The sequence below is a fragment of the Sphingomonas sp. CROZ-RG-20F-R02-07 genome (assembly GCF_022662335.1).
Classification (GTDB): domain Bacteria; phylum Pseudomonadota; class Alphaproteobacteria; order Sphingomonadales; family Sphingomonadaceae; genus Sphingomonas.
The window spans coordinates 394728-407160 of record NZ_JAKNQJ010000001.1 but is presented as its reverse complement, the minus strand read 5'-3'; the positions used below and the strand labels follow the sequence as shown (position 1 = coordinate 407160).

Below are 12433 nucleotides of genomic sequence, written 5' to 3'. Positions count from 1 at the left end.
AGCTGCGATCATCGGCCGGATTCTGGCCCCGTCGTGGTCAGCGCGATCGGCGCGACACCGATGCTGGCCGACGCCCGCCGCGGCGAACCCGACATATCGTCGCGCATCCTGACCGATGCGGTGGCCCAGGGTCTGGTCCGGTTCGACGCGTCCGGCCAGGTCGAATCCGGTCTCGCCGAGCGGTGGACCGTGATCGATGACGGCATGAGCTACATCTTCCGGCTGCGCGATCTGGAATGGACCGATGGTGCCCCGGTAACCGCGGAACAGGTCGTCACGCTGCTGAAACGGCAGATTGCGCCCCAGTCGCGCAATCCCCTCGCGCCGTTCCTCACCGCGATCGACGACATCGTCGTCATGACCCCGCAGGTGATCGAGATCCGCCTGCAACGGCCCCGCCCCGATTTGCTGAAACTGTTCGCCCAGCCGGAAATGGCATTGCTGCGGATCAGGCCACCGGGCGGAAGCGGCCCGTTCCGCATCCTGCGCGGCCGGCGCGCACCGCTGCTGCAGCCGGCGCCCGATCCCGACCGGGCCGATCCGGACGAGGATCGCAAACCCGCGCCAGAAGACGACGTGCTGCTGATCGGCGAACGCGCCGCACGGGCCATCGCGCGCTTTGCGCACCATGATTCGGATCTGGTGACCGGCGGCAGCTTCGCCGATTGGCCACTGATCGCGGCCAGCGGGACCGCCGCCGCCAACGTCCGCGTCGATCCTGCCGCCGGGATATTCGGCCTGGCGGTGATCGATCGCAGCGGCTTCCTCGGCGATCCGGCGAACCGCACCGCGGTGGCGCAGGCGCTGGACCGCACCGCGATCCTCGGCGCGGTTTCCGCCGGGTGGGCGCCCACCGAACAGTTGCTGCCCGAACAGCTCGATTCGGCCGCGCCTCCGACAAGCCCCGCCTGGACGCAACTGGCGGCCGGCGACCGTATCGCCGGTGCAAGGGCGCGCGTCGCGTCATGGGCGGTCAAGCCGCTGACGCTCCGCATCGCCCTGCCCCATGGCCCCGGGGCGACGCTGCTGTTCGGCCAGATCGCGGCGTCGCTGATCGGGATCGGCATCGCCCCCGAACGCGTCGGCATGGATGCCCCCGCCGATCTGCGGCTGATCGACCGGGTGGCGCCCTATGACAGCGCGCGCTGGTATCTGGCCACGGCTTGCGTCGTCTGCAGCGACGCCGCGCAGCAGGCGCTGGAGGCCGCCCGCCAGGCCCCGACGCCTGGGGAGCGGGCGCAGCGGATCGCCGCGGCTGACATCGCCCTGACCGAGGATGCGGCATTTATTCCGCTGGCGCGGCCGCTGCGCTGGTCGCTGGTCGCGCTTCGCCTCGGGGCATGGCAGCCCAATGTGCGGGCGTGGCACCCGTTGAACCGGCTGCGCACGGCCCCCAACTGAAGGTCATGGCCAACACCCGCATCTTCGCCGAACCGCTGCCGATCGGCCGCGATCCCGCCTCGGTCCGCCGCCGCGTCGAAGCGGTGGAAAAGGTGATGGAGGGGCTGTTCGTCATTCCCGGCATCAACCGCCGGGTCGGGCTCGACGTGATCCTCGATCTCCTTCCCTTCGCCGGCAGCAGCATCGCCGCCGCAGTGGGCGCATGGATGGTGTGGGAAGCGCGCAACATCGGCATGTCGAAGACACAGATCGCGCGCATGTTCGGCAATGTGGGGGTCGACTGGGCGCTGGGGATGATCCCCTGGGTGGGCGCGATCCCGGATTTCTTCTTCCGGTCGAACACGCGCAACCTGCGGATCATCAAGCGCCATCTCGACCGGCATTATCCCGCGTCGGTCACGCTCGACGGCTGACCGCGCCCGCCGCGCCAGATCTTCAATGACGCCTGCCGATCGATCCCGCCCGAGTGCGCGGGGCAGCGCGTATAGATGAAGCGCTTGTCGAGGCAGATCCAAAGCTCGTCCAGCCAGCCGCGGGGATTGGCGGTCACGCGGATCATGTCGGCGGTCATGCCGGGATTGGCCGCGGCAAAGGCGTCGGCCAGCATACCGGCGTTCAGCGCAGGACGCCGTGAAAGCGCGGCCATGTCGGGGTAACGGAGCTTCGCGTACAGTCCAGTCGAACGGCCGAAATAGGCGGAGGGCTGAAGGTCGGCCATGCAGGTGCCGTGCTTGGCCCATTCGTGCTGGAGCAACTGGCCGGAGGGCGTCGCGCACATCGCGCCCTTGATGACGGCCTGCGGCAGCAGGCCGGTGTCGCGGCAATATTGCGGCCATTCCTTGCCAACGCCATCGGGCCACAGACCGTGAAGCGAAAAGCCGAACCGCGCGCTGCTTGCGCATTCGAAAGCGGCGGCGGGCTTGTTCGCGCTGCCATGGCAATATTCGGGCACCCAGGTGATCGCGAGCGTGTAGCTGCCGATCGGCAGCACGCGGCGCGGCTGGTCCGCGCTCGGCGTTTCGGCATGGACGGGCTGCGGCCCGGAGGGCGGGGTGCAACGCAGCGCCTGCGCCTGGACGGATCCGGCCGCCAACAGACCGATGGCAGTGAGCGACAAACGAATCATAGCGGCATCTCCTCGTTGCGGCCGACCGGGACATCGGCGTTTCTTGCGGCGAACCAAAGCCGGGCATCGGCACGGAACAGCATCCACACCGCCACCGCGTTCAGCGCGATCGAGACGAGGTTGCCGATCCCCTGCGGCGTCATCGGGCGCATCGCCACCGCCAGCCCATAGAACGCCGGGATCGCGCTGAACGCGAAGAAGATCGTCACGATCCACTTGGCCACCAAAGATCCGGTGCGTGCCGTGAAATACCACAGCAGCAGCGTGATCGCCGAAACCAGCACGATCCCGATACCCAGCACGGTCGGCGCGAACGCAGGCGACAGGCGCGCGACGGCAGGGTTCGCGCGCATCGCGGCGGTGAGCGCGGGCCAGAAGGCGAGCGTGTTGAGCAGCCAGATCGCGAACGATCCGAGATAGCAGCGTTCGAAATTCACGATCGACGGTGGTCGCATGATTCCCCCCTTTGGTGCCGGCGCCGGTCAGGCGGTGGCGAAATCCAGCCCGATATCGGCGGCGGGCGCCGACTGGGTCAGGCGGCCGACCGACACATAGGTGACGCCCGTCTCGGCGATCGCGCGGATCGTGTCGAGCGTGACTCCGCCCGATGCCTCGGTCGGCACGCGGCCGCCAACGAGCGTCACCGCGCCGCGCAGCACCGGCGGGGTCATGTTGTCGAGCAGCAAGTGAGTCGCCCCGGCGGCGAGCGCGGGTTCGATCTGGTCCACGCGGTCGACCTCGACGATGATCCGCGCGATGCCGCCGTCGCGCGCGCGCCGGACGGCGGTGGCGATGTCGCCGGCAACGGCCACGTGATTGTCCTTGATCATCGCCGCGTCCCACAGGCCCATGCGGTGGTTCTGCGCGCCGCCCATGCGGGTGGCGTATTTCTCCAGGAGACGCAGGCCGGGGATCGTCTTGCGCGTGTCGAGCAGCGTGGCGCCCGTGCCCATGATCCGGTCGACATAGCTGCGCGTCAGCGTGGCGATGCCGGACAGATGCTGAACGGTGTTCAGCGCCGAGCGTTCGGCGGTGAGCATCGCACGCGCCGCCCCCTCCATCCGCAGGAGCGCGGTGCCGGCCGGAACCTGCGCGCCATCCTCCACCAGCCGTTCGATCCGAACGCGGGGATCGAGCGCGCGGAAGAACGCCTCGGCGATCGCGAGGCCGGCGACGGCGATGGCGTCGCGGCTGGCCATCACGCCGACGAAGCGCGCATCGGCCGGGATGACCGTAGCGGAGGTGATGTCGCCGGCGTCGCCCAGATCCTCGGCCAGCGTGGCGGCGACGAAGGCGGCGACGTCGAAGCCGGGGATCATCGTGCGCCCGGAAGTTGGCGAAGGTGCCACGCCGCGCACCCGGCGGGGCGGCCATGAAGAGGGATGTGGAGCATCGTCATGCTTCTGATCCTACAGGAGGCGTCCCGTGTAGGACAGAGCCGCCGGCCGCATCGGGATCGTGGCGGCCAACCGTTCGTCGCATCGGCTGGCCGGCCCGTGACGAACGGGTTCACACGGAGGCGCGGAGGCGCGGAGAAGTAACCCGCGCGGAGCGCCTTCACACTTTTCATGAGAGGCCGGTGACGCGGCCGAATGCTCTTCTCCGCGCCTCCGCGCCTCTGCGTGAATCTCTCTCGGCGCCCTTAGTCCCCCGTCACGCGCACGGGGCCGAGGTCGCCCATCCCCACCGACCCGCTCGCCATGGCGAGCATCGCGTCGAGGCTCTTCTTCGCGCGCAGCCGAAGCCCTTCCTCGATCTCGATCCGCGGCTCCAGATCGCGGAGCGCGACGTACAGCTTCTCCATCGTATTGAGCGCCATATAGGGGCAGATGTTGCAGTTGCAGTTGCCGTCCGCGCCGGGCGCGCCGATGAAGCGCTTGGCCGGCAGCGCCTTTTCCATCTGGTGGATGATGTGCGGTTCGGTCGCGACGATCAGCGTGTCGCCCGAGAAGCCTTGCGCGAATTCGAGGATGCCGCGCGTGGATCCGACGTAATCGGCGTGGTCGAGGATCACCGCGGGGCATTCGGGATGCGCTGCCACGGGCGCGCCGGGATGCTGCGCCTTCAGCTTCATCAGCTCGGTCTCGCTGAACGCCTCGTGCACGATGCACACGCCCGGCCATAGCAGCATGTCGCGCCCGGTCTTGCGGCTGAGATAGCCGCCCAGATTGCGGTCGGGGCCGAAGATGATCTTCTGTTCGGGCGGGATCAGCGACAGAATCTTCTCGGCGGACGAGCTGGTGACGATCACGTCGGACAGGCCCTTCACCTCCGCCGAACAGTTGATGTACGTCAGCGCGATGTGATCGGGATGCTGCGCGCGGAAGGCGGCGAATTGTTCGGGCGGGCAGCTATCCTCCAGGCTGCACCCTGCATCCATATCGGGCAGCACCACGATCTTCTGCGGGCTCAGGATCTTGGCGGTCTCTGCCATGAAGCGCACGCCGCAAAAGGCGATCACGTCGGCATCCGTCTCGGCGGCCTTGCGGCTGAGATCGAGGCTGTCGCCGACGAAATCGGCGATGTCCTGGATTTCGGGCTTCTGGTAATAATGCGCCAGGATCACGGCGTTGCGCTCGCGGCGCAGGCGATCGATCTCGGCGCGGAGATCGACTCCCGTTGGGTGGCGGTGCAGTTCCATCGTCATTTCCCCAGGACTTCGGCAGGCGAGCGGCTGGTGTCCCAACGCTCGGTGGAAGAGGTCGGCTCGTCGGCGAAGCGCACCGTGACGGTGGCGTCGACGCCGGCGGCGCGCAGCGGCATCGCAAAACTGCGCTCGACCGCGCGGCGGGTGGCATCGCGCGCCAGCGACAGCATCGGCGCGGCGCGCGCCTGGTGCAGCAATTCGGCCTGGCCCGCACGGCGATTGGCCGCGTCGAGCACGCTGTCCGCGTCGGTCAGGTGCGACAGCACGCCGCCCGAGCCATAGGTGCGCAGCGCGTTGAGATCGATCTGCGGCCCGTCGATCTCGACCGGCGGCAGCGTCACCGCCAGCGTCTTCGTCGCCGCGTTCCACGCCACGTCGCGCTGCTCGAGCTTCGCCAGATCCACCTCGTAGCGCACCATCCCCGGCATGATGAGCGTCTTCTCGGTCGAGAAGCCCATCTGCGATTGGCGCGAGGTGGTGACCGCCACGAAGCGCGCGGCGAAGGCGGACAACCGGTTCTGCTCGCGCAGCCCCGCCAGGCTCGCGCTGGCGATCGTCGTGGGATCGGGCGCGAGCCGCATGCCGATATAGCGCTGCACGGCCCATGCCGCCATCAGCCCGGCCAGCACCAGCAGCACGAGCACGCCCGCGGCCTTGGCGAGGAAACTCCCCACGCCGCCACGCCGCGGGGTCAGATCGTCCGCCACATCGCATCCTCTTCGGTCACCAGCGCGCGATGGCGCAGGTCGTACAGATGCGCCAGCACCGATCGTGCGGCGGCGGGCAGCATCCGCGCGTTCAGCCCGACATACATCAGCGCGGTAAGGCCCGGCACGTCCTTCGGACCCGCGCGCAGCAGGCGCAGGATCTGCCCCTCGCGCTGCTTGCGATGGCCGAGCAACCCACGCACGAAACGCTGCGGGTTCTCCACCGCCTCGCCATGCCCGGGATAATAAATCCGGTCGTCGCGGCGCATCAGCTTGTCCAGGCTGGCCATATAGGCGGCCATGTCGCCATCGGGCGGCGAGACGATCGTGGTGGACCAGCCCATCACGTGATCGCCCACGAACAGCGCGCCCGTCTCGGGCAGCGCGAAGGCGAGATGGTTGGAGGTGTGGCCCGGCGTCGCGATCGCGGTAAGCGTCCAGCCGTCGCCGCCGATCGTGCCGCCCTCCGCCATCGCCCGATCGGGCGCATAGTTCGCGTCGAACGCGGTTTCCGTTGAGGCGAAGGGTGCGGCGCCCAAGATCGGCGCGCCCGTCATCGCGCGCAGCGGCCGGCTCGCCGGACTGTGGTCGCGGTGGTGATGAGTTACGAGGATCGCACGGACAGGACGGCCGGCGATCGCAGCCTGAAGCGCCGCCAGATGCGCGGGATCGTCCGGCCCCGGATCGATCACCGCAAGATCGCCGGCGCCGACGATGTGCGTTTGCGTGCCGGTGTGCGTAAAGGGCGAGGGATTGGGCGCGAGCACGCGCGTGACCAGCGGCTCGAGCTGGATCGGGATGCCGGTCGGATGCTCGCCCATCACCGCGAGATGGCCGCTCGGACGGTTCAAGGCAAGGGGCGCGACGCCCGGGCTTGCCGGGCGGGCGGGTCGCCTGTCGGCGGGATTTACAACCGGGCGCGCTGCCGCGATCGCGTTAACCACCGTGACGCGCGGTTTCGCGCGATTGGGGCGATCTGGCACGCGCGGTGCTACGTAAGCAGCAGCCGAGCGTCTGACGCTTCAGCAGGGCGGGTCTTCGCTGCTACCGATCTCGCAAGACCCGCCCGCACCCGGCTCATTTGGCGAACAATTGCGCCAGCTCGCCGCTTTCGTACATTTCCATCATGATATCGGACCCACCGACGAACTCGCCATTCGCATAGAGCTGCGGGATGGTCGGCCAGTCCGAATAGGCCTTGATGCCTTGGCGGATGCCCTGATCCTGCAGCACGTCGACGCTGTCGAATTCGACGTTCAGATGGTTGAGGATCGCGACTGCGCGGCTTGAAAAGCCGCATTGCGGGAACAGCGGGCTGCCTTTCATGAACAGCACCACGGGCTTTTCCTTCACGATCGCGTCGATCCGGGCTTGTGCGTCGTCGGTCATCTCAATCATCCTCTCACGAAACCGCGGTGGTGAGCTGGAGTGCGTGGAGCACCCCGCCCATGCGGCCGCCGAGCGCCGCATACACCGCCTGATGCTGCTTCACGCGGGACAGGCCCGCAAAACTGGGTGCGACGACGCGCGCCGCATAATGATCGCCGTCACCCGCCAGATCGGTGATCTCCACCACCGCGTCGGGGATCGCGTCGCGGATCATGCCCGCGATATCGTCGGCCGCCATCGGCATCTTATTGCGCCTGCATGAGCTGGCGACGCGCCTCGATCATATGCGCGTCGAGCGCGCGGCGCACCGCGGCATCGTCGATCTCCACGCCGGCCGCCGCCAGATCGCCGACGAGCTTGCGCACCACGTCCTCGTCGCCCGCTTCCTCGAATTCGGCATGGACCACCGATCGCGCATAGGCTTCCGCCTCTTCTGGGGTGAGCTGCATCAGCCCCGCCGCCCAATGGCCGAGCAGCCGATTGCGGCGCGCCACGATCCGGAACGCCATTTCCTCGTCGCGCGCGAACTTGGTCTCGAAGGCGCGTTCGCGTTCGTCGAAAGTGGTCATTGGCGTCCCCGGATTGCGTTAGTCTGGGTGCGAGATAGGCGCGCCCGACCCAGCGTGCAACGGCGGCCCGGCTACAGCCCCTCGCCGCCCACCCAATGCGCGTTGGCCAGGCGGCGCGCGAGCGTCCAGCTCTGCACGCGCAGATCGGGCACCGCGACCACCTCCCACAATCCGCCGCGCGTCATCGGGCCGACGCAGCACAGCCGTGGATCGGGAGTGCCGTCAGCGCGGATCACGCGCGACTGCGCATCGACGTCGATGCCGAGCCGCAGCGGATCGGGCCGGATCGCGCCGCGCGCGGCCAGGGTGCGCAGCAGCGGGTCGTCGCTGCGGACCAGATCGCCCTGCGGGCCGGTGCAGTTCACGATACGCGCGGCGTTCACCGTCTCGCTGGTTTCGCCATGACGCGGGGTCCATCGCAGCGTGACGCCCGCCCCATGCGCGACCGCCTCGACGATCCGCCCGCCCGCGAAGCGCAGCCGGCCGTCCGCGACCATCGCGTCGATCCGGTCCGCCACCGCCGGCGCGAGCCGGTGGCGGTGCGCGTCCCAATAGGGGCGAAGATGGCGCAGGAAGCGCGCGCGAACCGCATCGTCGCTCGCCGCCCAGAGCCGCTGAGTCACGGGACGCAGCGCATCCACCGCGACGCGCCAGCCGTCGCGCGCCGCCTCCGCCCGGACCTGGGCGACCAGCGCGGAGAGCGATCCCTCGGGCGGATCCTGGCGCGCGCGCTTCGGCGGCAGGCCGTCCAGATGCCGGTGCGGCCGCATCCCGCGCCGCGACAGCGCGAGCACGGGGCCGGCAAACCCCGCCGCTTCCAGCTTCAGCGCGACGTCGATCGCGGTCAGGCCGGTGCCGATCAGCACCACCACATCGTCGGGCCGCAATCCCTCGGCGATATCGCCGCGCCAGGGATCGCCGACATAGGCGCCCGCGGGAAGCCGCGCGGGGTCGATCCCGGGCGGCGTGTGCGGCGGCAGATTGCCCGTCGCCAGCACCACGCTATCCGCCGCGAGCATTTGGTCGGCGATGGTCACGCCGTTGCCCACGTCGCTCACGTCGCTCACGTCGCCGGTGACGAGCGTCAGCCGACCGGGCTCGGCCGCGCGCATTTCCGCCAGCGTTTCCGCGAGATAGGCGCCATAGGTCGCACGCGGCACGAAGCTTTGTGCATCGCCCGCGCCGCGCGCCGCCGCCCAGCGCGCGAAATGGCCGGGATCGTCGGGAAAGGCGCTCATCCCGCCCGCGCGGACGTTGAGCAACTGGTCCGCGCCGATCGCGCTATAGGCGACGCCGCGCCCGATCCGGTCGGCCGCCCGGTCGATCAGCGTGGCGCGCGGCCCTGCGAACCGGAGCAGGTTGATCGCGAGGAGCGTCCCGCTGAAGCCGCCGCCGACGATCGCGACATGGCCCGCCGGGTTCACGCCTCAGCCCCCGGCCACCTCGACCACCAGCTTGCCGATGGCGCCCCGCCCCGCCATCTTGGCGATCGCGTCGCCGCCGCGCTCGAACGCGAACGTCTCGGTCACGCGCGGGGCGATCCGGCCCTCCTCCCACAGACGGAAGAGGTGATCCATATGCGCGGCGTTCGCCTGCGGATCGCGCGCCGCGAACGCGCCCCAGAACACACCGCACACGTCGCAGCTCTTGAGCAGGGTGAGGTTCAGCGGCAATCGGGGAATGCCGGCGGGGAAGCCGACCACCAGATAGCGGCCCTCCCACGCGATCGACCGCAGCGCGGGCTCGGCATAATCGCCGCCGACCGGATCGTAGATCACGTCCGCGCCGCCCTTGCCGACCGCCGCCTTGAACTGTTCGGCGAGCGCCTTGGACTGATCCTTGTCGAACGGTCCGCGCGGATAGACGAGCGTCGTGTCGGCGCCCGCCGCCTTGGCCGCCGCCGCCTTTTCCTCGGACGAAACCGCGGCGACGACGGTGGCGCCGAACGCCTTGCCGAGTTCGATCGCGGCGAGCCCCACGCCGCCGGCCGCACCCAGCACCAGCAACGTCTCGCCCGCCTTCAGATGGCCGCGATCGCGCAGCGCGTGGATCGTCGTGCCATAGGTCAGGATCAGCGAGGCGCCCTCGGCGAAGCTGCGCCCTTCGGGCAGGCGGTACATGCGCGCGGGATCGACCGCGACCTTCTCGACCAGGCCGCCATGACCGATCATCGCGATCACCCGGTCTCCCACCGTCCAGCCCGTGACGCCCTCGCCGATACTGTCGATCACACCGGCGATCTCGCCGCCGGGCGCGAAGGGGCGCTGAGGCTTGAACTGGTATTTGTCCTCGATGATGAGCACGTCGGGATAGTTGATCGCGCAGGCCCGCACCGCGACCACCACCTGCCCCGGCGCCACGACCGGATCGGGCGCGTCGGCCAGTTCCAGCGTTTCAGGTCCGCCCGGCGCCCTCGACAGCAATGCCCGCATATCCGCTCTCCCGCTGGAGCCAGGGGCGGTGATCCGCCACCTCATGCTCGAATTTCGAAATCGCGGTATCCCTTGCCAGCGTCAGCCCGACCTCGTCCAGCCCCTCCATCAGGCATTGGCGACGGAACGCGTCGAGTTCGAAGACGAACCGATCCTGGAACGGCGTGGTGACCGTCATCGTCTCCAGATCGATCGTGATCGGCTGTTCGCGCGCGACTGCGATCAGCCGGTCGACCGCGGGCTGCGGCAGCACGACCGCGACGATGCCGTTCTTGAACGCGTTGCCCGAAAAGATGTCGGAAAAGCTCGGCGCGATCACCGCGCGCACGCCCATGTCGGCGAGCGCCCAGGCGGCGTGCTCGCGGCTGGAGCCACAGCCGAAATTGTCACCCGCGATCAGGATCGGGCTGCCCGCATAGGCCGGATCGTCGAAGATGTTGCCCGGTTGCGCGCGCACCGTCTCGAACGCGCCGCGGCCCAGCCCCGCGCGGGTGATCGTCTTCAGCCAGTGCGCGGGGATGATGACGTCGGTATCGACGTTCTTCGCGCCCCAGGGGTAGGCGCCGCCGGCAACGGAGCGGACGGGGTTCATCGGTCGGCGATGGCGATCGTCGAGGGCGCCATGCGCGCCGAAGCGACATAGGCGGCCACGCCGCTGACAACCGTGCCGCAGATCAGCAATGCCAACACCTTGCGCATCATTCCGCTCCCATCAGATCACGTACGTCGGCCAACCGGCCCGTCACCGCCGCCGCCGCCGCCATCGCCGGGCTGACGAGATGGGTGCGCGCACCCGGCCCCTGCCGCCCGACGAAATTGCGGTTGCTGGTCGAGGCGCAGCGTTCGCCCGGCGGCACCTTGTCGGGGTTCATGGCAAGACACATCGAACAGCCCGGCTCGCGCCATTCGAAGCCGGCGCTCGCGAAGATCCGGTCGAGCCCCTCGGCCTCGGCCTGGCGCTTCACCAGCCCCGATCCGGGCACGACCAGCGCGCGCACCCCGTCGGCCACATGCCGCCCGTTCGCCACCGATGCGGCAGCGCGCAGATCCTCGATCCGGCTGTTGGTGCAGCTGCCGATGAAGACGTGCTGCACGGCCACGTCCTGCATCGCGGCGCCCGGCGTCAGCCCCATATAGGCCAGCGACTTGCGCGCCGCCTCGCGCTTGGACGGATCGGCGAAGCTGTCGGGATCGGGCACGGTGCCGGTGATCGGCACGACATCCTCGGGGCTGGTGCCCCAGGTGAGCGCCGGCGCGATGACGGTCGCGTCCAGCCGTACCGTCCGGTCATAGGCGGCGCCCGGATCGGTCGCCAGCGCGCGCCACCACGTGACCGCGCGGTCCCATGCCGCGCCCGTCGGCGCCATCCGCCGGCCCTTCAGATAGGCGAAGGTCGTCTCGTCGGGGGCGACCAGCCCGGCGCGCGCGCCGCCCTCGATCGACATGTTGGCGACCGTCAGCCGCCCCTCGATCGATAGGCCGCGGATCACCTCGCCGGTATATTCGATCACATGGCCGGTGCCGCCCGCCGCGCCGATCCGCCCGATGATCGACAGGATCACGTCCTTGGCCGACACGCCGAAGCCGAGCGTGCCGTCGACGCGCACCTCCATCGTCCGGGACGGGCTCAGAAGCAGCGTCTGCGTGGCGAGCACATGCTCGACCTCGCTGGTGCCGATCCCGAAGGCGAGCGCCCCCAGCGCACCATGCGCCGAGGTGTGGCTGTCGCCGCAGACCAATGTGGTGCCGGGCAGCGTGAAGCCCAGTTCGGGCCCGATCACATGGACGATGCCCTGTTCGGCCGCGGTCGCGTCGATATAGTCGATGCCGAATTCGGCGGTGTTGCGGCGCAGCGCATCGAGCTGCTGCGCGCTTTCGGCGTCCGCGATCGGGATGAGCCGCCCGGCGGCATCGACGCGCGGCGTCGTCGGCAGATTGTGATCGGGCACCGCCAGCGTCAGATCGGGCCGCCGCACCCGCCGGCCGGCAGCGCGCAGCCCCTCGAACGCCTGCGGGCTCGTCACCTCATGGACGAGGTGCCGGTCGATATAGATCAGGCAGGTGCCATCGTCGCGACGTTCCACGACATGGGCGTCCCAGATCTTTTCGTACAGCGTGCGTGGCCGGTCGGACATGACCGCACCCGGTAACCGAAACGGCCA

The 12433-nt window shown here is 69.4% G+C and carries 15 protein-coding genes; 2 read left to right on the top strand and 13 right to left on the bottom strand.

Annotated elements, in window-relative coordinates:
- The first annotated feature begins 33 nt into the window (after positions 1 to 33).
- Positions 34 to 1401, top strand: coding sequence for an ABC transporter substrate-binding protein (locus tag L8H00_RS01995; RefSeq protein ID WP_242095545.1), 1368 nt, complete (start codon positions 34 to 36; stop codon positions 1399 to 1401).
- Between the two features lie 5 nt (positions 1402 to 1406).
- The gene (locus tag L8H00_RS01990) at positions 1407 to 1814 is read left to right on the top strand and encodes a DUF4112 domain-containing protein (RefSeq protein WP_242095544.1); all 408 of its coding nucleotides are present in this window, start codon (positions 1407 to 1409) and stop codon (positions 1812 to 1814) included.
- On the opposite strand, the gene L8H00_RS01985 is transcribed toward L8H00_RS01990, so the two are convergent.
- The 13 genes from L8H00_RS01985 to leuC all read right to left on the bottom strand — a co-directional run bounded on the left by L8H00_RS01985 (position 1784) and on the right by leuC (position 12406).
- Positions 1784 to 2527 carry a ribonuclease T gene (locus tag L8H00_RS01985; protein WP_242095543.1) on the bottom strand — a complete coding sequence of 248 codons (744 nt, stop codon included), beginning with the start codon at positions 2525 to 2527 and terminating at the stop codon, positions 1784 to 1786. The two genes, L8H00_RS01990 and L8H00_RS01985, sit on opposite strands and share 31 nt — an antisense overlap.
- Entirely contained in the window at positions 2524 to 2982 is a 459-nt protein-coding gene (locus L8H00_RS01980; protein ID WP_242095542.1) for a hypothetical protein, read from the bottom strand. Before L8H00_RS01980 ends, L8H00_RS01985 begins: the two co-directional genes overlap by 4 nt.
- A gap of 27 nt (positions 2983 to 3009) precedes the next feature.
- Complete coding sequence (gene nadC, locus L8H00_RS01975; protein WP_242095541.1) at positions 3010 to 3846, bottom strand: carboxylating nicotinate-nucleotide diphosphorylase; 837 nt, start codon at positions 3844 to 3846, stop codon at positions 3010 to 3012.
- Positions 3847 to 4169: 323 nt separating this feature from the next.
- Complete coding sequence (gene nadA, locus L8H00_RS01970; RefSeq protein WP_242095540.1) at positions 4170 to 5168, bottom strand: quinolinate synthase NadA; 999 nt, start codon at positions 5166 to 5168, stop codon at positions 4170 to 4172.
- A 2-nt stretch (positions 5169 to 5170) separates the two neighbouring features.
- A complete protein-coding gene (locus L8H00_RS01965) occupies positions 5171 to 5881 on the bottom strand; it encodes a DUF4230 domain-containing protein (RefSeq protein WP_242095539.1) in 711 nt (236 codons plus the stop codon).
- Positions 5866 to 6702, bottom strand: a complete 837-nt coding sequence (locus tag L8H00_RS01960; RefSeq protein ID WP_242095914.1) for an MBL fold metallo-hydrolase — start codon at positions 6700 to 6702, stop codon at positions 5866 to 5868. The genes L8H00_RS01965 and L8H00_RS01960 overlap by 16 nt, the downstream gene beginning before the upstream one ends.
- A gap of 256 nt (positions 6703 to 6958) precedes the next feature.
- Entirely contained in the window at positions 6959 to 7270 is a 312-nt protein-coding gene (gene grxD, locus L8H00_RS01955; protein WP_242095538.1) for a Grx4 family monothiol glutaredoxin, read from the bottom strand.
- Positions 7271 to 7283: 13 nt separating this feature from the next.
- On the bottom strand, positions 7284 to 7514 hold the full coding sequence (locus tag L8H00_RS01950) for a BolA family transcriptional regulator (protein ID WP_242095537.1): 231 nt from the start codon (positions 7512 to 7514) through the stop codon (positions 7284 to 7286).
- A gap of 1 nt (position 7515) precedes the next feature.
- Entirely contained in the window at positions 7516 to 7839 is a 324-nt protein-coding gene (locus L8H00_RS01945) for a DUF1476 domain-containing protein (RefSeq protein WP_242095536.1), read from the bottom strand.
- A 71-nt stretch (positions 7840 to 7910) separates the two neighbouring features.
- Positions 7911 to 9263, bottom strand: a complete 1353-nt coding sequence (locus L8H00_RS01940; protein WP_242095535.1) for an FAD/NAD(P)-binding protein — start codon at positions 9261 to 9263, stop codon at positions 7911 to 7913.
- 3 nt (positions 9264 to 9266) lie between these two features.
- The gene (locus L8H00_RS01935) at positions 9267 to 10271 is read right to left on the bottom strand and encodes an NADPH:quinone oxidoreductase family protein (protein WP_242095534.1); all 1005 of its coding nucleotides are present in this window, start codon (positions 10269 to 10271) and stop codon (positions 9267 to 9269) included.
- Positions 10234 to 10863 (bottom strand): 3-isopropylmalate dehydratase small subunit, encoded by a 630-nt coding sequence (gene leuD / locus L8H00_RS01930; protein WP_242095533.1) that lies wholly within the window; start codon positions 10861 to 10863, stop codon positions 10234 to 10236. Before leuD ends, L8H00_RS01935 begins: the two co-directional genes overlap by 38 nt.
- Before the next feature lie 106 nt (positions 10864 to 10969).
- The gene (gene leuC, locus L8H00_RS01925; protein WP_242095532.1) at positions 10970 to 12406 is read right to left on the bottom strand and encodes a 3-isopropylmalate dehydratase large subunit; all 1437 of its coding nucleotides are present in this window, start codon (positions 12404 to 12406) and stop codon (positions 10970 to 10972) included.
- Positions 12407 to 12433 lie beyond the last annotated feature (27 nt).

Coding starts and splice junctions, on each gene's coding strand:
- L8H00_RS01990 (WP_242095544.1), top strand. CDS start 1,407: ATGGCCAACACCCGCATCTTCGCCGAACCGCTGCCGATCGGCCGCGAT.
- L8H00_RS01985 (WP_242095543.1), bottom strand. CDS start 2,527: ATGATTCGTTTGTCGCTCACTGCCATCGGTCTGTTGGCGGCCGGATCC.
- L8H00_RS01980 (WP_242095542.1), bottom strand. CDS start 2,982: ATGCGACCACCGTCGATCGTGAATTTCGAACGCTGCTATCTCGGATCG.
- nadC (WP_242095541.1), bottom strand. CDS start 3,846: ATGATCCCCGGCTTCGACGTCGCCGCCTTCGTCGCCGCCACGCTGGCC.
- nadA (WP_242095540.1), bottom strand. CDS start 5,168: ATGGAACTGCACCGCCACCCAACGGGAGTCGATCTCCGCGCCGAGATC.
- L8H00_RS01960 (WP_242095914.1), bottom strand. CDS start 6,702: ATGGGCGAGCATCCGACCGGCATCCCGATCCAGCTCGAGCCGCTGGTC.
- grxD (WP_242095538.1), bottom strand. CDS start 7,270: ATGACCGACGACGCACAAGCCCGGATCGACGCGATCGTGAAGGAAAAG.
- L8H00_RS01950 (WP_242095537.1), bottom strand. CDS start 7,514: ATGCCGATGGCGGCCGACGATATCGCGGGCATGATCCGCGACGCGATC.
- L8H00_RS01945 (WP_242095536.1), bottom strand. CDS start 7,839: ATGACCACTTTCGACGAACGCGAACGCGCCTTCGAGACCAAGTTCGCG.
- L8H00_RS01935 (WP_242095534.1), bottom strand. CDS start 10,271: ATGCGGGCATTGCTGTCGAGGGCGCCGGGCGGACCTGAAACGCTGGAA.
- leuD (WP_242095533.1), bottom strand. CDS start 10,863: ATGAACCCCGTCCGCTCCGTTGCCGGCGGCGCCTACCCCTGGGGCGCG.
- leuC (WP_242095532.1), bottom strand. CDS start 12,406: ATGTCCGACCGGCCACGCACGCTGTACGAAAAGATCTGGGACGCCCAT.